This window comes from Candidatus Avelusimicrobium caledoniensis, from assembly GCF_902756455.1.
In the GTDB taxonomy this organism is placed as follows: domain Bacteria; phylum Elusimicrobiota; class Elusimicrobia; order Elusimicrobiales; family Elusimicrobiaceae; genus Avelusimicrobium; species Avelusimicrobium caledoniense.
This window is the reverse complement of record NZ_CACVRB010000010.1, coordinates 1-18,779: the sequence shown is the minus strand read 5'-3', so window position 1 is coordinate 18,779 and position 18,779 is coordinate 1. Positions and strand designations below refer to the sequence as shown.

18 protein-coding genes are annotated in these 18,779 nt (G+C 48.4%); 9 read left to right on the top strand and 9 right to left on the bottom strand.

What is annotated here, in order from left to right; translation table 11 throughout:
• Positions 1–104 precede the first annotated feature (104 nt).
• Positions 105–1,988: a hypothetical protein gene (locus ACQY2W_RS03255; protein WP_428049330.1), complete on the bottom strand. Its 1,884-nt coding sequence runs from the start codon at positions 1,986–1,988 to the stop codon at positions 105–107.
• A 122-nt stretch (positions 1,989–2,110) separates the two neighbouring features.
• Positions 2,111–2,845: a S1C family serine protease gene (locus ACQY2W_RS03250; protein WP_428049328.1), complete on the bottom strand. Its 735-nt coding sequence runs from the start codon at positions 2,843–2,845 to the stop codon at positions 2,111–2,113.
• Positions 2,846–2,929: 84 nt separating this feature from the next.
• On the opposite strand from ACQY2W_RS03250, the gene ACQY2W_RS03245 reads away from it, so the two are divergent.
• Positions 2,930–3,400, top strand: a complete 471-nt coding sequence (locus ACQY2W_RS03245) for a GreA/GreB family elongation factor (RefSeq protein WP_428049326.1) — start codon at positions 2,930–2,932, stop codon at positions 3,398–3,400.
• Between the two features lie 59 nt (positions 3,401–3,459).
• Here ACQY2W_RS03245 and ACQY2W_RS03240 read toward each other — a convergent pair whose 3' ends face one another.
• The 5 genes from ACQY2W_RS03240 to ACQY2W_RS03220 all read right to left on the bottom strand — a co-directional run bounded on the left by ACQY2W_RS03240 (position 3,460) and on the right by ACQY2W_RS03220 (position 10,044).
• Positions 3,460–4,767, bottom strand: coding sequence for a hypothetical protein (locus ACQY2W_RS03240; protein ID WP_428049324.1), 1,308 nt, complete (start codon positions 4,765–4,767; stop codon positions 3,460–3,462).
• Between the two features lie 122 nt (positions 4,768–4,889).
• A complete protein-coding gene (locus ACQY2W_RS03235) occupies positions 4,890–6,512 on the bottom strand; it encodes a glycoside hydrolase family 57 protein (RefSeq protein WP_428049322.1) in 1,623 nt (540 codons plus the stop codon).
• A gap of 2 nt (positions 6,513–6,514) precedes the next feature.
• A complete protein-coding gene (locus ACQY2W_RS03230; protein ID WP_428049320.1) occupies positions 6,515–7,384 on the bottom strand; it encodes a DUF4912 domain-containing protein in 870 nt (289 codons plus the stop codon).
• Positions 7,385–7,520: 136 nt separating this feature from the next.
• On the bottom strand, positions 7,521–8,435 hold the full coding sequence (locus ACQY2W_RS03225; protein WP_428049318.1) for a magnesium transporter CorA family protein: 915 nt from the start codon (positions 8,433–8,435) through the stop codon (positions 7,521–7,523).
• A gap of 55 nt (positions 8,436–8,490) precedes the next feature.
• On the bottom strand, positions 8,491–10,044 hold the full coding sequence (locus ACQY2W_RS03220) for a protein kinase domain-containing protein (RefSeq protein WP_428049316.1): 1,554 nt from the start codon (positions 10,042–10,044) through the stop codon (positions 8,491–8,493).
• A 112-nt stretch (positions 10,045–10,156) separates the two neighbouring features.
• On the opposite strand from ACQY2W_RS03220, the gene murI reads away from it, so the two are divergent.
• The 3 genes from murI to ACQY2W_RS03205 are packed head-to-tail and all read left to right on the top strand — an operon-like array spanning position 10,157 to position 12,600.
• Positions 10,157–10,957, top strand: a complete 801-nt coding sequence (gene murI / locus ACQY2W_RS03215) for a glutamate racemase (RefSeq protein ID WP_428049314.1) — start codon at positions 10,157–10,159, stop codon at positions 10,955–10,957.
• Complete coding sequence (locus ACQY2W_RS03210; RefSeq protein ID WP_428049312.1) at positions 10,954–11,643, top strand: polyphenol oxidase family protein; 690 nt, start codon at positions 10,954–10,956, stop codon at positions 11,641–11,643. Before murI ends, ACQY2W_RS03210 begins: the two co-directional genes overlap by 4 nt.
• A gap of 27 nt (positions 11,644–11,670) precedes the next feature.
• Positions 11,671–12,600, top strand: coding sequence for a GGDEF domain-containing response regulator (locus tag ACQY2W_RS03205; protein WP_428049310.1), 930 nt, complete (start codon positions 11,671–11,673; stop codon positions 12,598–12,600).
• A 1-nt stretch (position 12,601) separates the two neighbouring features.
• Here ACQY2W_RS03205 and ACQY2W_RS03200 read toward each other — a convergent pair whose 3' ends face one another.
• Complete coding sequence (locus tag ACQY2W_RS03200; protein ID WP_428049308.1) at positions 12,602–13,186, bottom strand: type IV pilin protein; 585 nt, start codon at positions 13,184–13,186, stop codon at positions 12,602–12,604.
• A gap of 257 nt (positions 13,187–13,443) precedes the next feature.
• Between ACQY2W_RS03200 and rpmE the strand changes: the two genes are divergently transcribed.
• The 5 genes from rpmE to ACQY2W_RS03175 all read left to right on the top strand — a co-directional run bounded on the left by rpmE (position 13,444) and on the right by ACQY2W_RS03175 (position 18,239).
• Complete coding sequence (gene rpmE, locus ACQY2W_RS03195; protein WP_428049306.1) at positions 13,444–13,794, top strand: 50S ribosomal protein L31; 351 nt, start codon at positions 13,444–13,446, stop codon at positions 13,792–13,794.
• A gap of 64 nt (positions 13,795–13,858) precedes the next feature.
• Positions 13,859–14,917 (top strand): peptide chain release factor 1, encoded by a 1,059-nt coding sequence (prfA, locus tag ACQY2W_RS03190; protein WP_428049304.1) that lies wholly within the window; start codon positions 13,859–13,861, stop codon positions 14,915–14,917.
• Positions 14,917–15,753 carry a peptide chain release factor N(5)-glutamine methyltransferase gene (prmC, locus tag ACQY2W_RS03185; protein ID WP_428049302.1) on the top strand — a complete coding sequence of 279 codons (837 nt, stop codon included), beginning with the start codon at positions 14,917–14,919 and terminating at the stop codon, positions 15,751–15,753. Before prfA ends, prmC begins: the two co-directional genes overlap by 1 nt.
• Before the next feature lie 16 nt (positions 15,754–15,769).
• Positions 15,770–17,041: a UDP-N-acetylglucosamine 1-carboxyvinyltransferase gene (murA, locus tag ACQY2W_RS03180; RefSeq protein WP_428049300.1), complete on the top strand. Its 1,272-nt coding sequence runs from the start codon at positions 15,770–15,772 to the stop codon at positions 17,039–17,041.
• On the top strand, positions 17,031–18,239 hold the full coding sequence (locus tag ACQY2W_RS03175) for a bifunctional folylpolyglutamate synthase/dihydrofolate synthase (RefSeq protein WP_428049298.1): 1,209 nt from the start codon (positions 17,031–17,033) through the stop codon (positions 18,237–18,239). The genes murA and ACQY2W_RS03175 overlap by 11 nt, the downstream gene beginning before the upstream one ends.
• Here ACQY2W_RS03175 and ACQY2W_RS03170 read toward each other — a convergent pair.
• A partial coding sequence (locus ACQY2W_RS03170; RefSeq protein ID WP_428049296.1) for a type IV pilin protein occupies positions 18,225–18,779 on the bottom strand: 555 nt, incomplete at its 5' end. The two genes, ACQY2W_RS03175 and ACQY2W_RS03170, sit on opposite strands and share 15 nt — an antisense overlap.

Sequence of the window (18,779 nt, the reverse complement as noted above, 5' to 3'; positions counted from 1 at the left end):
CGACACTATATACCCATTATACCCGTTTTTGGTTAAAAAATAAACCCGCTAAACCACTAAAAAAATCCCGCCGTTTGGTGGCGGGATTGAAAAGGGACATTGTTTTATTTCAAGGTAGAGCCCAGCGAATTGTTTAAATCAAACTGTTTTAGCTCTTCGCTGGCTTGTTCTTGGATGTCGCGTATTACGGGAGCAAACGTATTTTGCACCGCTTTTCCGGCGGCATCTTGCTGGGTTTGTGTCATCAAATCTTGCATGAGATTGACGTGTGCCGCCAAATCACGTGTGACGATATCGGAACGGGTGGCCACCGATGTTCCCTTATCTTCCGAGAACACCAAATGTTGTTGGCGACCGAACACGAAGGGGGTTTGGTAACCGTATTGGTCTGCAAACTTTTTAGCGTCGGCCGCATCGGGCAAATAGAGTACGGGGGTGACTTGTGCCGGTTCGTTGTCCGGAGTGGTTGTATTTTGTCCGTCCGTAGGGGCGGGTTGTAATTGGGCAAGCAGTGTTTGCATATCTTCTTGCGTATAGAGCAAGTGCGGGGCCGTAGTCATTTCCAGCAACTTGCGCTGTTCTTGTTTTTGCTCGTCGGTAGCTTGCGGATGTTTTTCTTCGTATCTCTTCATTTCTTCCTCTACGAAAGCGGCCTTGAGTTGGGGGAATTTGCCGAGCGGGTCGCCCACGAAAGAAACGTTTGCCGCTTCAATGGAGGGTTGTAATACTTGCAGGGCTTGTTCGGCATTGGCTACCCAAAAACATCCGCCTTGTTGGCAGTTGCTTTGTTTGAGCATAAAGGCATACATATCTGCGGTGCTGTCATAACCGGTGGGGTCTATTTGTTCTAAGGTGGAGGCCTGGGCTACGCCTAATACCGGGATAAGGGCGGTTTGGGGCATTTCCATACCGGTTAATTGGCGGAACGTTTCGCGGTTGGCGGCTTTGATTTCTTCTTCGGCTTTATATTCGTTGTTATCGCACCCGTCCACTTCTCCTTCCCGTATCATGCCTTTTTCCGACACGCATTTGAGTGTTTTGGGCATTTGGTCTAAAGCTTCTTCTCCGCCCGCCAAACGGACTAATTCTTCTTGCAAGGTGTTTTGGATATGGTGTTGATATTCTTCCTGTTGGGTGCGGCGGGTTGTTTCGCGGTCTGCATTGTCTTGCATGGAATCGGCTACCAAATCGGCCGCGTCTTTGATAATTTGGGCCGGGTTAATAAGAGAAATTAGTTGCGGCCACGAAGCCGGGGGCGTATGCGTGGCATAAGCAGATCCGGCTGCCGGATTGCTTGTTTGCGGGCGGACAGAACCTGTGCGGGCCGTTGCAGCACCGGGCACGCCTGCGAATAACGGGCCGGTTTGGGCCGGTTTTTCGTCGCCAAAACCGAAAAAGCGTTTGACCGGGGCTAATACGCGGGCCCATTTGGAGTCCGGCACTTGGGCCGTTTGGACCGGGCGCGTTGCCGGTGAAAAACGGGCGTTGCGTTCTTGTTTAACGTAGCGGTCGTAGGCGTCTTCTTTAATGGAAATCTCGTGCATGCCGGCTAAAGAAGCTTCCGGCGCGCGTTGGCGGATGAGTACCCACTCGCCGTTGTCGCCTTGCAAGAAGAAACGGGCGTTTTCGGCGTCCGGATCGGGGGCAGTTTGTAACGCATCCGATTCCGAGTCTTGTTGGGTGCGGGATACGGCGGCTATGGCCTTGTCTTCTTCTTCGTACGGTTGGGCAACGTACGGGTCGGCTGTTTTGGCTAACGTAAGCGAGTCGGTTGGTAATAACCCGTAACGTACCGGCTTGCCGGAAAGTTTGGCCCACAATTTGCGGGCAATAGCGGTCAGCGGGTTTGACGTAGAAATTTGCGGTTTTGAGGAGGTATACCCGTGCCTTGCATTATGGCCTTCGGGTAAATCTAAAAACGGGAGCATCAAGAAAATAAAAAGTCCAATTCCGATTGCTAAAGCGGCGTATTTAAGATATTTTTTCATCACAGATCCCTTGTTTTCCGTTTTTTACAGGGCGGAAAAAAATTATTTCTCTACATAGTTTATTTGTTTTGGGACGTTTTTTCAAGGAAATTTAAGCCCTATTTGCGGGTGGGCCTTTAGTCCTAATGTTGCCGGAAAGGGCGGGTCAGTATGGCCCACGACCGTCGGATATGCCGGATCAAGGGGTTTGTTTGCGGTGGGGTTGCGGGTAATTGATAGCCGGAAGCATAGACTAAATTGGCCAAATAATTAGAGGGCACTGCAAAATTTAGATTTTGGTTACCGCTTTCGTTGTAACTGCCAAAAGCAACCGCAATTACGTGACCGTGTCCGTTAAAAACCGGACTGCCGCTGGAACTGGGAGAAAGCGGCGCGCTGATTTGATGCCAAATTGTGCCGTTGGGCCGTTGGCGTATTTGGCTGATAATACCGTCGGAAACTGTATTTTGCAACCGGCGCGGATTGCCGATGACAGTAATAGCTTGACCGGGAGCGACGCGGGAAGAATTACCCAGTCGGACAGTAGGCAAGTGGCTGGCTTTAATTTTAAGTAATGCCAAATCTACGTCTTTGGCTTTGGCAACGGGTTTGGCCTCTCCCGATACCGTGCCGTCGTTAAATGTAACATTTATAAAAAGTGCGTCCTCGGTTACGTGGCGGTTGGTAGCAATCAGCCCGTCTGGTGTGAGGACAAACCCGGTAGCGGTGTGGGTGGAGCCGTTTTCTTTAAGGATATTGACTACCACTACCGCGGGGGCATTCTCCCGCGCGATACGGACCCGGGCGGGTTCGTGAGGGGGTTTCCCGCAGGCGCATAAAGTAAAAAGGATACCAAGCAAAACGGTACATCTTCGCATAGTTTGATTATATAATAATGAAAAGCCAAGTTGAAATAAATGCGGATAAATAGTACACTAAATAAGTAGTAAGGAGTAAAAAGTATGGAACAATTTTATGTGAGCCGTAAAAAATACGAGGCGTTAGTCAACGAACTCAAAGAATTAAAAGACCTAAAAGCGCAGTTGTCCAACGAAATCGGCGAAGCCGCCGCGCAGGGCGATTTAAAGGAAAATGCCGAATATCACGCCGCTAAAGAAAAGCAGGCGGAAACGCTGATCCGCATCCAAGAATTGGAAACCCGCTTACGTAATGCCCAAATTACCGATGATTTGGAAGTGGACCGCACCAAAGCGCGTATCGGTGCGACGGTAACGATTAAAGATTTAGACGCAGATATTGAATTTACTTACACGTTAGTCGGCTCTATGGAATCTAACCCGGATAAAGGGCTGTTATCTGTAAAATCGCCGCTGGCTAACGGGGTGCTCGGACATGCCCAAGGCGACGAATTTGAAGCCCAACTGCCGCGCGGTCCGAAAAAATACAAATTGGTTAAATTAGAATATAAGTAACCGTAAAGACATCAAAAAAACGGGGAATGGCACAGGCCATTCCCCGTTTTGTGTGCTTGTCAAGGGAGTTTGTATCGTCCGTTAAGGTCTCTGACTTTTTCCGTAAAAGAGCCCCCTTCGGTAAGATGCCAGTGTTCTAGGTTATCCAGCAGTTCGGTTTCTTCTGCGGTGGCGGCGGGATCTAGGCGAAGCGCACGCGGATAATGGTTGGCCTTTTGGAGGAATTGTTCCAAGCGTTGCAGTGTTTCTTCCATCGTCCACCAAGTCGGCTCGTTGGCGTCCCACAAATCTTGTAAATTTTTAAGCTCACTGGCAAACGGCTCCGAAGGAGCGGTAACGGCAAGGGCAAAACTGATGTCTTGCGCAAGTTTTTGTTCTTCCAAGTCTGCCGTGTTGAACTTAGGACGTCTGCCATGCTTGTTAATAAAGTTCTCCAGTTCGTGCGCGGTCCGGCGGTAAAATGTAATTTTCCCCAACACATCCTGGGAAGCATACACTTCCCGCAAGCTGGCCTCAAATTCTGTGTTCATTTGCTCCAGCAAAGTATAGAAATGCGCTTGTTGTGCGGGAGTTTCACACCCTTGCTGTAACAGACGGCCGGCTTGTTGTTGAAGCGAGCTTTCCACGAGCGGGCTACGCATCAGACGGCGCATCCACAAATTGGGTTTATGCGGGTGGCGCAACGAGTAATTGTAGGCAGATTTTACCGGGTTGCCGTCTAACATATAATAGTCTGTTAAATCGCGGTAAACAGCGCCCAAGTCGCCCGTTTGCAAACCGGCAGTAAGATATCCCCGTAATGTTTCACTGTTTAACCCGTTGACAGCACTTTGCAGTTGGGCGGTAATTTCAGGCGTTAGCCGGTCTACTTGTAATACTTGTTGGCGCAGTTCCCGCCCCGCGGTAATTTCGGATGCATAATGTTGTTGCTCTTTCCACAACCCGCTAAGAGCATCAGTTGCCCATGTATCGCGCACTAAGGTAAGCCGGTCCAATTTGGGCATTTGGCGTGCGGCATACGCGCGGTCAATGCCGACCGTCAGTTGTTGCGGGTTAATATACGTGGTGGGGGTACTGGTACCCGGGAGGGTTACTAAACCGGTTGACACGTTGGAGCGCGTCGGAGCAATCTGTTTGGCAAAATGTCCTAACGTAGAGTTAGCCCCATAAAGAGACGATTGAACTCGCTGAAATTGGGCTTTGTTCCATTTGTACAACTGCGGGCCGGTAGTTTTGGCAACCCCCTTAGCAGGCGAGGTAAACATGATCTCAGCCAATCCTTTAGCCCAATTGCTCTGTGCATAAACGGGCGCACAGCATATTGAAAAAAACAGGCAGACAAAAATAGTTTTAATAAATGTTTTCATACTTTTATTCTAGCCGGGATCATCCGAAAAGGCAAGGGTCAAAAGGCCTAATTTGTTCTGGGCCTTTATGCAAAAACCCGTGCGTCATTATATAAGACGCACGGGTGCGAGTAGTAAAAGAATTAGTATTTTTTAAGCACTTCTTCTTTTGCCGCCGACGAATAGACATTGTAGTCAATTTGCTGGAAGATAGAATCTTTTTGCTCTAAATTATACACATATCCTTCGTCAATGCGGTTACCTTGGACTTGTTCATACAGTTCGTTAAACCGTTTGACGTGGTCCTTGGTGCGTTTGGTGGAGTACTCTTTGGCCGTTCCGGTTGTCATCAAAAATGCCCAATCGGAAGATTGCATCAGCACTAATTCGCGCGCCAGTTGGTTAAGTGCGCGGCGCAAAAGGCCGTCGGCATTTGGAAACCTATTGGCCAGTTCCATCATACGTTCGGACGATTTAATAAGGTGCCGGTAGATCCAATCGTTGCCGCTGTTAAGCCATACGTCGTGGTATCCTTTATCGCCCCACGAGGACATGGACGGTTGCACCACTTGATTTTGCGGGTACATTTCCAAATACTCGCTGGGGGTAACAAGTTTAATATCGTTTTGGTCGTAATAGATTTTCTTAAATAAGAACTCTAAGAAATCAATGCCTTCGTACCACCAGTGTCCGTACAGTTCCGCATCGTACATAGATACCACAAGCGGTTTGCGGTCAATAATGGTACTTAAATATTCAATTTGCTTTTGGCGGTTAAACATAAAGTTACCGGCGTGCTGTGCGGCTACTTCGCGCGCGGCATACGGGTCGTACGCTTGTTTTTGGTTAAGGGCTACTTTGCCGGTAATTTTATGGTATTTCATGCCGATATTGCGGCGCACACCGTCGGAATGCAAATACGGTTTAATGTAATCGTAATCTAGATCGTAGCCGAGGTCGCGGTAAAATTCGCGGTAGCGCGGATCCCCGGGATAACCCGATTCGGCACTCCATACCTGTTGGGCCGATTCCATATCGCGCGCAAAGGCGGCCACGCCCGTTTTGGGGCAGTAGACCGGCGCGTAAATACCGTATTTAGGGCGCGGTGTCCCGTGCAAAATACCGTGGGCTTCCGTGAAGAAAAACCGGATGCCTTCGTCGCGTAAGAATTTATCGTCTCCGGGGTTGTAGGCGCACTCGGCCAGCCAAATGCCGCGCGGGTTTTTACCAAAGCGGCTGCGGTAATCGTTGGCGGCGATTTTGATTTGGGCGTTGACACTTTCTTTATGCACCATGAGCGGCAAATAACCGTGCGTAGCGCAGCAAGTGATAATTTCCAACTTGCCCATATCTTGGAATTTTTTGAAACCTTGCAAGACGTGCCGGTGATAGCGGTTTTCAAAAAGGTCTTGGTAGCGGCGGAATTTATTAAAATACATCCGCGCGACGCCTTCAAATTCCGTGCCTTGCGTGCGGTTTAATTCTTTTTGCGAAAGTTCCACCCGTTGGTTCAAATAATGGGCAAACCGTTCAATTAAAAGCGGATCTTCCATCATGTTGCACAGGGGGGGAGTCAGCGTCATGGTCAGGCGGAAATCGGTGCCTTCTTCCGTTAAATTCTCAAATACATTGAGCAACGGAATATACGTTTCCACCATGGCTTCGTAAAACCAGTCTTCTTCCAAAAAGTCCGGGTATTCCGGGTGCTTAATGAAAGGCAAATGCGCGTGTAAGACGAGTGCTAAATAACCTTTTTCTTGTCCCATAATTATTTTCCTTGCTCGCGTAATGCTTTGATGTGGACATGGCGCGTTTTATCGCCTTTGGCGTTGCGCGCGTGAATCGGCAGATCTACGATACAGCCCGCCGGTAAATGCTGGCGGATAGAGAATTTTCCTTCTTTGAGTTCAATATCTTGCCCGTTAATGGATACGATGGCATTTTTAGAGGCCGAGCCGTAAATAATAATTTCACAATCGGCTTTAAGCCAGATATCTTCGTCCTCTTGTACTTTGTCTAAATGCAACGCAAAAGACGACCAGGAACTTGGCGCACCCGATGGGGTCAGTTCGGTCAGTTTCCAACGTTGGCCGACTACTTGCATGCGTTCGCTGGCTCCTAAACCGATATAATCAGCCCCGGAGAGTTTTAAGAGTTTTTGGAAGTCGCCCTCTACAATCATCCATTTATCATCAATGATGTCAGACACTTTGCCGGGCGGCAAGGCCGTGACGTTACTGCGCGAGACCAATATAAAGCGTCCGTCTGCGGTCAAATACCCTAAATCGGCCACGTAACTGCGTCCGGACTCAGGTGCGTTAATATACCAGCTGCGCGCTTCAAAAATAACCGGCATATCGTAGTGGCAAACGGAATTGTTGCCGTCAAATAGGGCTACGTCCGTTACGTCGTGCAAGCGGATAATCGTGCGCGCGTTATTTAACGTGTCTTGCCCGTATTGCTCTTTTAAAAAGTCTAAAGTGCCGTTGGTAATCTCCCAGAATAGGAACAGCCAAGCCGGATCTTTGGGCAAAAGGTAGCTTTCCGTTTTGCCGTATCCCGCGGGGATGTCAGCTTCCGCGTGGATGTCTTTTTGAATGTTTCTTACGAGTGCCCCCGAAGATAAGTTGTTTTCCATACTATAATCACCCTTTTGTATTGTGTTAATATAATTTTAGTTGGTCCTTATTATTATACCATTTTTGGGGGATACTCATTGGAACGTAAAAAACCCCGGGCAAGGCCGGGGTGTCTGTATAAAGAAGGGGGATAAATTACCAGTTTTTATGCCGCCAGTAAATCATTACGAGCCACACCAAGATTAAACAAATGCCCATAAGCATCCAAAATGCTTCCGGGTGGTTGGCCAGCGGCAGAGCGACGTTCATCCCGTACGCGCTTACTACGAGTGTGGGGACCATCATCCAAATCGTAATGACGTTTAACTTTTTAATAAGTAAGTTTAAATTGTTACTGACAATAGAGGCGCGTGCCCCTAAAAGTTGGGCTAAAATGTTGGAGTGGATGTCCGCTTGCGTTTTGCATTGCATATTTTCCACGATAATATCATCCAACATTTCCACGTCGCGCTCTTCAAAACCGATACGCGTAGCCAAGTTGCGCGTTTTCTCAAATACAAAACCGTTGGAGGTAATAGCTTCGGCATAGTAAACCAAGCTTTTTTCTAAGCTAAACAGGTTTAAGAGGTAGGTATTATCCATAGATTCGGTCATTTTGTCTTCAATTTCTTCGGAAATCATGTGGATAATGCGCAAGTGTTCTACATAGTGCGAAATAGCATTATAGACAAGCTTTAGGAAAATTTCCTTAATCGTTGTAACCGATTGAAAACGCTTGCCCACAAAAAGCGGGATATCATCTGCTAATACAACGACCAGTTTGTCTTGGAACAAAAACATCCCCACAGAGGCAACTTTAAATTCCAACTGGTCTTTGCCGGAGTAATTTTTCGGGCGTTTGTAAATCATGACGGTATGTTCCGGCTCAAACTCCAGTCGCGGCAACTCGTCCGGGTCCAGCGCGGAAGATAACGTGTGCTCGTCAATTTGGTAACTGTCCACCAAGAAACGCTGTTCGTCGGCCGTCGGATTCGTGTACACGTACACTTGGGCTTTGGCGGCATCGGTTTCTTGCAATTTTTTATCGGAGATAATGTATTTCTTCAACATTTTTTTCGCCCTGCCTACTTACATCATACTACCTGTAAAGCAACTTGTAAAGTTTTTAATAATGCGTTTGTTCCAAATGTTCTGGTAGCGGCTCAATGGCCTGCAAGCGGTTCCAAAATTCGTCCATGGTTTGGATACGTTCTTTGGGATCTTCTTTGAGTGCGTCCTCTAAAAGTTGGTCCACCTCTTTGGGGATATCCGGGGCGAGGGTGGAGGCCGGTACAATTTTTTTGTTGGCGATATCAAACCCTTTGACCGTCCACGGTACTTGCCCGACTAACGCTTCATACAAACACAGCGCGAGTGAGTAGATATCCGATTGTTTACGCATAAATCCTTTTTGTTGTTCGGGGGCCATGTAGGCCGGAGTGCCGGCCACGGTGCGGGCGCCGGTGTCGCGGTCCACGGCGCGTTTGGCTACACCAAAGTCCATGACTTTGGCTTTTTCATCGCCGTAAATCATAATGTTGCCGGGTTTTAAATCACAATGGATAATATCTTGCGAGTGCGCATATTGCAAACCGCGGCAGACATATTCAAAAATCTGTTTGACCTTAGAGAACGGCAACCGTCCGTCAATATCCAAGCGGGTTTCCAAGGTTTGCCCGTCAATATATTCAAAAACGAGGTAGAGGGAATTTTCCGACTCAATAACGGTATAAATTTCTTCAATGCACGGGTGGCGAAGAAGCGCCACCATGCGTGCTTCGGCCAAAAATTGTTCGCGCACGTAAGCACTGCGCACGAGCTCGGGCCGCACACGTTTGATAGCTACTTTGCGTTTGAGCACTTTGTCGTAGGCCTCATAGACTTTTCCCATGCCGCCCTCGCCGATTTGTCGGATAAAATCGTACTGTTCTTTTACCTCTACTTCCCGGCGGGAGAAAGAGCTTTTTTGTTTACGGAAAACGTCCTCATACCGCCAATAGACGTATAGCAAGATGGCAATAATTACAGCGGCAAAATAGAGGATGATTCCTTTGGAATGGGTGCGTTTGGCGGCTTCGGGGTTATCCTCTCTTTCGGCTTTGGGCAGAAATGTTTTGGCTTTAAGTTGTTCTTGCAATTTTTGTGCCAATTTGGAATTGGGATTGAGTTTCAGCGCGGTGTCTAAGTCCATTTGGCAGCGTTCGTATTGTTCGCGTTGGAAATACGCTCCGGCGCGCAAAATGTAGGCGCGGGCATCTTGCGGGGCGACGGCGATAGCTTGCGACGCGTCGTAAATGACGTCATCATAGCGACCGAGCCCGTCGTAAGCGATAGCCAGCAACAGATAAAAGCGGCTGTCTAAAAAGTTTTGCGCGGTCAGTTCGTTGATGCGTTGGACAACTTCGGTAAATTGTTTGTTTTTGAGTTTTTGGTTGAGCGCGGCGACTTCGGCGTTGCGGGCGTTTTGGTCAAACACAGGCGCGGCGGAAGGGTCTGTTTGCGACGAAAAACTACCCCGTACAAGTAGCGGCGCAAGGTTGTTTTTGGCTGCCGTTTGTTGCGCGCGCACACCGGACGCGGTGCCGCGGACCGTGCCCGTGGACGCGGTTTGTGCCACGGCGAATGCGGCGCACAGGACCAGTAGTCCGCTCCATAAAGTAGTACGTAAAAACTGCATCATATAGATATTCTAGCACAAAAAACCGCCTTGACGGAACAAGAATTTGTGTGGTAGGAGTAGTATAAAAGCCCGTTGTGTCCATTTCCTGCCAAATAATTCATATAATATATACATGAAGAAACAAGCTATCGGCATATTTGACTCCGGCCTTGGCGGACTAACTATTTTAAACGCCTTGCGCCGTGCTTTGCCGCATGAAGATTTAATTTATTTCGGCGATACCGCCAACGTACCCTACGGCTCTAAATCTAAAGAAACCGTTACACGTTTTTCCATGGATATCGCCCGTTTTTTGGAAACGCAAGGCGTCAAAATGATTATCGTGGCGTGCAATACCGCCTCGGCCTTGGCTTTGCCGCAACTGCGTAAAACGTGCCGCGTGCCTGTGCTGGGCGTGATTGAGCCCGGTGCGCAAAAAGCCGCCCAAACCACTAAAAACGGCCGTATCGCCGTCTTGGGCACAGAGGCCACCGTCAAAAGTTGCGCTTATCCCAAAGCGATTTTAAAACGTCTTCCCCGTGCAAAAATTACCCAACGGGCCTGCGCGCTTTTTGTGCCGCTCGTAGAAGAAAACTGGGCCAAAAACCCCGCCACAGAACTGGTCGCCAAAACGTATTTGTCGCCTGTAATTGCAAGCAAATCGGATACGGTGATTTTAGGTTGTACCCACTACCCGGTGCTTAAAAAAGTCATCGCCCGCGTGCTCGGCCCGCAAGTCCACTTGGTAGATTCCGCCGAAACATTAGCCCAAGCCGCCACCGATTTTTTGCGTGAGCACCACCAAAACGAAACCCGCGGACGCGGTAAATTAACCGTCTACGCCAGCGACGATCCCGCCCGCTTTAAACGCTTGGCCGGGTGCTTGCTGTCGGACAAAATCGGCACCGTCCACCTTAAAAAATTAAACGCATGATTTATACGGATAACCGGTTACTTTCGGTAGGACTTGTGGGCGGTACGTGTTCGCGCCATTATGGCAATATGCGCGATATCTCTGCGCAAAATAACGTGTATAAAGCGTTAAATATCCCGCCGGAAAAAATCTTGCATTTCCACCAAACCCATAGCGATACGATTATTTCTATTACAAGCGCGCAAGAGGCCGCGCAGTTTGCTGCCTTGCCCGAACAGGATGCCGATGCGTGGCTGTTTACTGCGCCGGGTTGGGGGGCGGCTATTCAAACGGCCGATTGCGTGCCGCTGTTTTTATTTGACGAGCACGGCCACGCGTTTGCACTGGCGCACTGCGGGTGGCGCGGCGTGGTAAATCGTTTGCCGTTCAAAACGGCGTGTGCGTTAAAAAATACCGGGCGGTGCGGAAAAATTTTCGGTTGGCTCGGGCCGCATATTCAAGTGTGTTGTTTTGAGGTGCAAGCGGATGTCGCCGCGCAATTTTCTCCGTCCAGTTTGCACCGTAAGGACGGCAAAATTTTTGTCAATTTGAATTTGGAAATTTTGGGCCAACTTAAAGAAGCGGGTGTAAATCCGTTAGATATCAAAACGCCGTATTATTGCACCTGCGGAGACGAAAAAAACTTTTTTTCGTGGCGGCGCGATCACGTGCGGCAGAATTTACTATCTTTTATTTATAAACCGTAATCGGAAAAAATGTTACAATAAATACCTATGGAAACAAGTGCAAAAATTTTACTGGCGGATGATTCCCACGCGATACGTTTTTTGGTCTCTGAAATTTTGACCAACGCGGGCTTTACCGTCATTGAAGCCGAAGACGGCCAAGAGGCCATTGAAAAAACGTACAAAGAAAACCCCGATTTGCTCATCTTAGATTACGAGATGCCCAAAAAAACCGGGTTTGAAGTCGTGCGCGAAGTCCGCAGCCGTACCGGCTATTTACACACCCCGATTATTATTTTTACCGCCAATACCGAAAAAGATACCAAATTGGAAGGGCTCGGTATGGATATTGACGACTACCTGACTAAACCCGCCGACGAGGACGAAATTGTCGCGCGCGTTAAATTGTTACTCAAACGTAACAAACAAAAAATGGATTGCAACCCGCTTACGCGTTTACCGGGCAATCCGTCTATTCAAGCGCGTGTAGAGGCGGAAATTGCCGCCGGAAAACAATTTGCCGTATTGTATTGCGACTTAAATAATTTCAAATCGTTTAACGATAAATATGGTTTTGAAGCAGGCGACCGCGTGCTTAAACAAACGGCCGATATTTTAGTGCAAGCCGCCAAACAAGACCCTAATGCTTTTGTGGGACACATCGGCGGGGACGATTTTATTATTGTGTGTACGTTTGACAAGGCCGAAAGTATCGCTAAAGAAATTACTACCCGTATTGACGAAGTCGCCCCTAGTTTTTATAACGAAGAAGACCGCGCGCAAGGTTTTATGCAGGCCCGTAACCGCAAAGGCGAAATGGAAAAATTTAATTTCTTAGCCATGGGTATCGGCGTTGTGCACAACACCAAACGTCCGCTTGAATCGTTTGCCATGGTCAGCCACATCGGCGCGGAGCTCAAGTGCTTAGCCAAACAACACCCCAAAGGCAGTTACTACGTGCTGGATCGCCGGGGATAACCTAGTTTAGAAAATATACATTTTCGTTTCCGTAAGAGACCACGTCATCCGGGATTGTTTTCCCGGATAAATTTTTGCATAAAGACACGGCTCGTGCGTCAGCTACTCTTGCATAGCACGTTATTTTTCCGCCAAACTCATTGTTGCGGTAGCGGGAAAATGCATAAATTGTAATATTCGGTATCTTATTATCTCGGGCGTAAACACCTTGATACTGTGGGGCTAAATAAATCCCTACTCCGTTCATGCCAATTGCCTTTTTGTCTGCCGTCATTGTACCCGGCAATTCAATGTCCAGCTCTTCTAAAGAATTGGTAAAAGTTCCGTTTGCTAAATAATAAGAATCTTCGGCTTTCAAAATGCTATCCAAGGCGGGTAATATCCGCATAAACCGTGCTTTATCCACCGCTTTTTGGTATTGCGGCAACGCCACCGCCGCCAATATGCCGATAATAAGGACAACGACTAATAATTCTATTAACGTAAAGCCGCCGCGCCGCGCCTCGTCATCCCGTAGGGTTTCTATACGGGATATAGGCGCGGGGTATAGCAATTCAATAAGTGTAAATGCTTTTATGTTTTTCATATTGTTTGCTCCTTTATTATTTTTTCCGTCCCTTTATTATCGTTTTTTTTTTTGATTTGTCAAGGCCCTAGCCGGGGGCAGGCATACGGCCTAAAACCTCTTGGGGCTTAGGATGTTATCTTTTGCAAAAGGGACTTTGTGTTATGCTGCAACGCTCTTTTATGGCCGGATATAATTTCTCTTTTTATTTTCTGTTGCAATTTGCTATAATAACTAAGAAGCCATTTTTGGCTGACCCATTTTTTAGAGGAAAAATTATGAAAGAAAAAATTCATCCGACGTACGACTTCGTAGAAGCCGTCTGCGCGTGCGGGAACAAATTTATGACCCGCTCCACCGCTAAAACCTTAAAACTGGACATTTGCTCCGCTTGCCACCCGTTCTTTACCGGCAAACAAAAATTGTTAGACACGGAAGGTATGGTAGATAAATTCAACAAACGCTATGCCAAAACGGAAGGCAAAACCTTGGTCCGCAAACCTAAAACGGAAGTAAAAGCCAAGGCCAAATTGGCCCGCAAACCGGTAGCCGCCGCCAAAAAAACGGCTGCTAAAAAACCGGCTAAAAAAGCCGCGGCCAAAAAAGAAACCAAAGCCGAAGCCAAATAGCAACGGAAATTTAAAAGAGCAGACACCGCAAGTGTCTGCTCTTTTTTTGTAAGGGAAACAAGTTATGGATACATCTAAATATATTGCCGAATTTAAAGAGTTGGAAACTGCCCTTTCCAGCGGTAATTTGTCCGCGGCCGATTTAGCGGCCAAGGCCAAACGCCACGCGTTTTTAAAACCCATTATTGAAAAGGAACAAGAAATTTCCCAAGTGGAAAAGGCGATTGCGGACGACCGCGCGATGATTGAAGCGGGCGAAGATAAAGAGCTTGTCAAAATGGCCGCAGACGAACTGGCCGAATTAGAGGAAAAATTGCCCGCTTTGCAAAAAGAACTTCGCATTTTAGTTATCCCGCCCGATCCCAACGATTCCAAAAACATTTATTTGGAAATTCGCCCCGGCGCAGGCGGCGAAGAATCGGCCCTGTTTGCGGCCGAACTTTTGCGCGTGTATCAACATTTTGCGCAAACCAAAGGGTGGGGAACGGAAATTTTGGAATATACGCCCACCGGGTTAAAAGGTTGCAAATACGTCAGTATGTTTATTAAGGGGGACGGCGCGTACTCGTGGCTACGCATGGAAGCGGGCACGCACCGCGTGCAACGCGTGCCGGATACGGAAACGTCGGGCCGCGTGCATACATCTACCGTTACCGTAGCTATTATGCCGGAAGCCGAAGAAATTGATATTCAAATCCGCCCCGAAGATTTGGAAATGGAAACGTGCCGCTCCGGCGGGGCCGGCGGGCAGAACGTCAATAAGGTGGAAACCGCCGTTCGCATTTTGCACAAACCCACCGGCATTGTCGTTTCCTGCCGCGAGGAACGCCACCAAGGTGCCAACCGCGAAAAAGCCATGGCTATGCTCCGGGCCAAACTCTACCAAATTGAAGAAGAAAAACGTAATAAAGAAATTTACGACGAGCGCAAAAGCCAGGTAGGCACCGGCGACCGCTCGGAAAAGATCCGCACGTATAACTTTCCGCAAAGCCGCGTAACCGACCACCGCACCGATATTTCCTACCATAACATTATGGAAATTATGGCAGGGAACATTGAGCCGGTGTTGGAAGATTTGCGTACGTGGCGCGTAGAGCAAAAACTCAAAAACTTACAAATCTAATGACCGTTGCCGAACTGTTACCAAAAGCAATTGCTCACTTAACAAAGTCCAATTCCGACGAGCCGCAACCCAACGCCGAGTGGCTACTGGCGTGCGTGCTAAATGTATCGCGCACGTGGCTTTTTGCGCACGGCGATTACGAACTGACGGAAAAAGAACTTACCTTATATAAAAAATATATTGCCCGCAAAGCAAACGGCGAGCCGCTTTCGCACATTGTGGGTTATCAACCGTTTGACGGGCTAGATATTATCGTGTCGCCCGACGTACTTACTCCGCGCCCGGAAACGGAAGAACTGGTGGAAAAAGTCAGCGCACTTTTTGATAAAAAAGCACCGCACACCTTTTTAGATATGTGCACGGGTAGCGGTTGTATAGCGTGCGCGCTTGCTAAGCGTTTTATGCGCGCGCAAGTGTTGGCGGTGGATATTAGCGAAAAGGCACTTGCGGTTGCGCAAGAGAACGTCAAAAAATTTCGCTTGCACGAACAAGTCCATTTACTGCAAAGTGATTTGTGGGAAGGTGTAACAGGTACATTTGATTTAATTATTTCCAACCCTCCATATATCCCTACCGAAATTGTAGATACGCTGACACGTGAAGTTTTGCGCGAGCCGCGGCTTGCCCTAGACGGCGGGCAGGACGGCTTGGATATCGTGCGGCCGTTGTGCTCGGTGGCGGGCGATTATTTAAACCCCGGCGGGTGGCTGGCGTTGGAACTTTGTAAAGGGCAAGCCGCGGCCGTTGCGCGGGGGCTACAAGAAATCGGCTGGCAAGCAAACGTCAAAAAAGATATAGTGGGAATAGAGCGTTTTGTGCTTGCTCAAAAAATTTAAAATTTTAGGAGTTTTTATGGATCGGTTTTTGATTGAGGGCGGGAAAAAATTACACGGTACGGTGCACGTCAGCGGCAGTAAAAATGCGGCACTACCCATTTTGGTAGCCACGCTGCTTACCGACGAGCCGTGCGTGATTCACCGCGTGCCCAACTTGCGTGATGTGCGCACGACACTTAAAATTTTGGAGTATTTGGGTAAAAAAATAACGTACCAAAACAATACCGTTACCATTGAGCCGAACGGAAAATTAAAGAACGATTTGCCCTATGAACTTGTCAAACAAATGCGGGCAAGTTTTTGGGTGGCCGGGCCTTTGTTGGCGCGTTTTAAACAGGCGGAAATTCCGCTCCCCGGCGGTTGCGCTATCGGCGTGCGCCCGGTGGATATCCACTTAAAAGGATTTGAAAAATTGGGCGCGACGTGTGAAACAAAAGCCGGTAACGTGCTGATTAAAGCAGACAAATTAAACGCCGCTAAAATTGTGTTGCGTTTCCCCAGCGTGGGTGCGACGCAAAATTTACTGATGTGCGCGTGTTTGATTGCGGGCGAAACGATTTTGGAAAACGTAGCCAAAGAGCCGGAAATTGACGACGTAATTGCCTTCTTAAACGATATGGGGGCCGATATTCGCGTAGGCGATAAAGGCCAACTGATTATCACAGGTGTAAAAACCTTGCACGGGGCGGAACATACCGTGGTAGCCGACCGCATTGAAACGGGCTCGTATGCGCTCGCGGCGGCGGCCACGCGCGGCGACGTGACGGTATCAGGTTGCGTGCCGGAGCATAACGCAATTTTATGGGAAGATTTGCAAGAGGCCGGGTTTACGCTAGACATCGGCCCGGACTCCGTGCATGTACACGCTTACGACGGGGAAATTAAGCCCTTGCGTGTTCGCACCGCGCCGTACCCCGGCTTTGCGACGGACTTGCAAGCGCCGTGGATGACGCTGATGACGCTATGCAACGGAACGGCGGAAGTGGATGAGGATATCTTTGAAAACCGTTTTATGCACGCGCCGGAACTGGTGCGTATGGGCGCGCAGATCTCTACGGAGAAAAGTTTGGCGCGCGTGACGGGCGTAAAAGAATTATCCGCCGCCCACGTGCAAGCGTCCGATTTGCGCGGCGGGTTTGCACTTGTTATGGCCGGGCTTTGCGCCAAGGGCCAAACGGAAGTGGAACGCGTCTATCACATTGACCGCGGATATGAAAAATTAGAAGAAAAACTAACTGCGCTCGGGGCAAATATCCGCCGCTATAACCCCGATAAAGATGAATTTTAATACGTGGTTTACTGATTTACAAACCCGCACCGCACAAAACCGCGGCGCGGGTTTAGTTGCGTTTAAGGAACTGTTGGCGCGGTTAAGTAATCCGCACCAAAATTACAAAATTATCCACGTGGCGGGCACGAACGGCAAAGGAACGGTGTGTACGTTGTTGGCGCATGCGCTTTCGCTGGCGGGGCATAAAACGGGGCTGTTTATTTCGCCGCATTTAATTTCTCCGACGGAGCGTATCCAGTTTAATGGGATGGAAATCACGCCGGATGATTTTATAAACGCGGTGGAAAAAGTGCTTGCGCACGAACAAGAGCCGCTTAATTTTTTTGAAGTGTTAACGGCGGCCGCTTTTGTTTATTTTGCCGAAAAAAACGCGCAGTATGTAGTGTTGGAAACGGGCCTTGGCGGGCGTAAAGATCCAACCAATGTGTGTGCACCTGTTTTATCTATCATTACTTCTGTCGGCTTGGACCATACGCACTTGCTCGGCGACAGTTTAGAAAAAATTGCTTTTGAGAAAGCCGGCATTATTAAGCCCGGCGTGCCGGTGTTGTGCGGTTTTTTGCCGTCTGAGGCCTTGCGCGTGGTGCAAGAAACAGCCCGCACAAAAGAAGCTCCGTTAGAAATAGTCTGTGCGGAAAATTTCCCCGGAAACGCGCAAGAACAAAATAAACAGTTGGCGCACCGCGCGGCGAAATTGTTGGGAATTGCAGATGAAATTTTACAGCGCGGTTTGGAAAAAGTAAGTGTGCCCGGGCGGTTTGAAATTTTTACGCGTGGGAAAAAAACAATTATTTTAGACGGGGCGCACAATCCGCCCGCTATGGAAAATTTACTCGCGTTTTGGCAGACAACGCCGTTTGCCAACAAACGCGCGACGGTGTTATGCGCGTTTATGCAAGATAAAGATTATCCGAAAATGATTTCTATGTTATCCGCGCGTTTTAAGACGGGAATAGTAACGGTTGTTTCTTCGCCGCGCGCGGTAAAATTTTTCTCGTCATCCCGCAGAGTCGGAATGCGGGATATAGAAAAATTTTCATCACAAAAGACGGGCGAAATTTTGCCGTCCGGGTGGACGTTCGTGCCGGACGTTTCTGCCGCGCTTGCCCGCGCACAAGAACAAGCCGACGTAGTGCTCGTAACGGGCTCTTTTTATCTCGTGGGCGAAGTGAGAAAAGAACTAATCAAATTTTAGTGATCCGCAAATCTTTTGCCCTAAGGTAGTGGTGCTTTCACATTTCCATTTTCCGGCTAGGGGCTTGGCATAGTCCGAACGCGGGTGCTGATAATACTTGAGAATTTGAAAATCTTTGTGAGAGTTACATATAGCCGAGGCCGTGTTATAGCCCGGGCAATATACCGCAGCCACGTAGTTATTGGTATTGAAATCAAGTAAAAAATTATTGCCGCAATTCCAACTCAAATTACCCGGATGTGATTGGGTACATCCGGTAAATTCTATGTCAGTAGGGTTATTATCTGTACTGATGTATGTATATGCTCCGTTTGTCATATAATATGCTTCTTCTGCTTGAGAAATCGCTTTGAGTAACGGGAGCATGGTGCCTATCCGCGCTTTTGTTACCGCCACTTTATACTGTGGCAGAGCCACCGCCGCCAAAATGCCGATGATGAGAACGACGACTAATAATTCTATTAACGTAAAGCCGGAGCGTTGTAATTTAGGTAGGTCAGGCTTTGCCTGACAATGGCCCGATAGGGACATCATTCCTTT

Coding starts and splice junctions, on each gene's coding strand:
- ACQY2W_RS03175 (WP_428049298.1), top strand. CDS start 17,031: ATGAATTTTAATACGTGGTTTACTGATTTACAAACCCGCACCGCACAA.
- ACQY2W_RS03245 (WP_428049326.1), top strand. CDS start 2,930: ATGGAACAATTTTATGTGAGCCGTAAAAAATACGAGGCGTTAGTCAAC.
- murA (WP_428049300.1), top strand. CDS start 15,770: ATGGATCGGTTTTTGATTGAGGGCGGGAAAAAATTACACGGTACGGTG.
- ACQY2W_RS03255 (WP_428049330.1), bottom strand. CDS start 1,988: ATGAAAAAATATCTTAAATACGCCGCTTTAGCAATCGGAATTGGACTT.
- ACQY2W_RS03250 (WP_428049328.1), bottom strand. CDS start 2,845: ATGCGAAGATGTACCGTTTTGCTTGGTATCCTTTTTACTTTATGCGCC.
- ACQY2W_RS03235 (WP_428049322.1), bottom strand. CDS start 6,512: ATGGGACAAGAAAAAGGTTATTTAGCACTCGTCTTACACGCGCATTTG.
- murI (WP_428049314.1), top strand. CDS start 10,157: ATGAAGAAACAAGCTATCGGCATATTTGACTCCGGCCTTGGCGGACTA.
- ACQY2W_RS03240 (WP_428049324.1), bottom strand. CDS start 4,767: ATGAAAACATTTATTAAAACTATTTTTGTCTGCCTGTTTTTTTCAATA.
- ACQY2W_RS03220 (WP_428049316.1), bottom strand. CDS start 10,044: ATGATGCAGTTTTTACGTACTACTTTATGGAGCGGACTACTGGTCCTG.
- ACQY2W_RS03225 (WP_428049318.1), bottom strand. CDS start 8,435: ATGTTGAAGAAATACATTATCTCCGATAAAAAATTGCAAGAAACCGAT.
- rpmE (WP_428049306.1), top strand. CDS start 13,444: ATGAAAGAAAAAATTCATCCGACGTACGACTTCGTAGAAGCCGTCTGC.
- ACQY2W_RS03205 (WP_428049310.1), top strand. CDS start 11,671: ATGGAAACAAGTGCAAAAATTTTACTGGCGGATGATTCCCACGCGATA.
- ACQY2W_RS03210 (WP_428049312.1), top strand. CDS start 10,954: ATGATTTATACGGATAACCGGTTACTTTCGGTAGGACTTGTGGGCGGT.
- prmC (WP_428049302.1), top strand. CDS start 14,917: ATGACCGTTGCCGAACTGTTACCAAAAGCAATTGCTCACTTAACAAAG.
- ACQY2W_RS03200 (WP_428049308.1), bottom strand. CDS start 13,186: ATGAAAAACATAAAAGCATTTACACTTATTGAATTGCTATACCCCGCG.
- ACQY2W_RS03230 (WP_428049320.1), bottom strand. CDS start 7,384: ATGGAAAACAACTTATCTTCGGGGGCACTCGTAAGAAACATTCAAAAA.
- prfA (WP_428049304.1), top strand. CDS start 13,859: ATGGATACATCTAAATATATTGCCGAATTTAAAGAGTTGGAAACTGCC.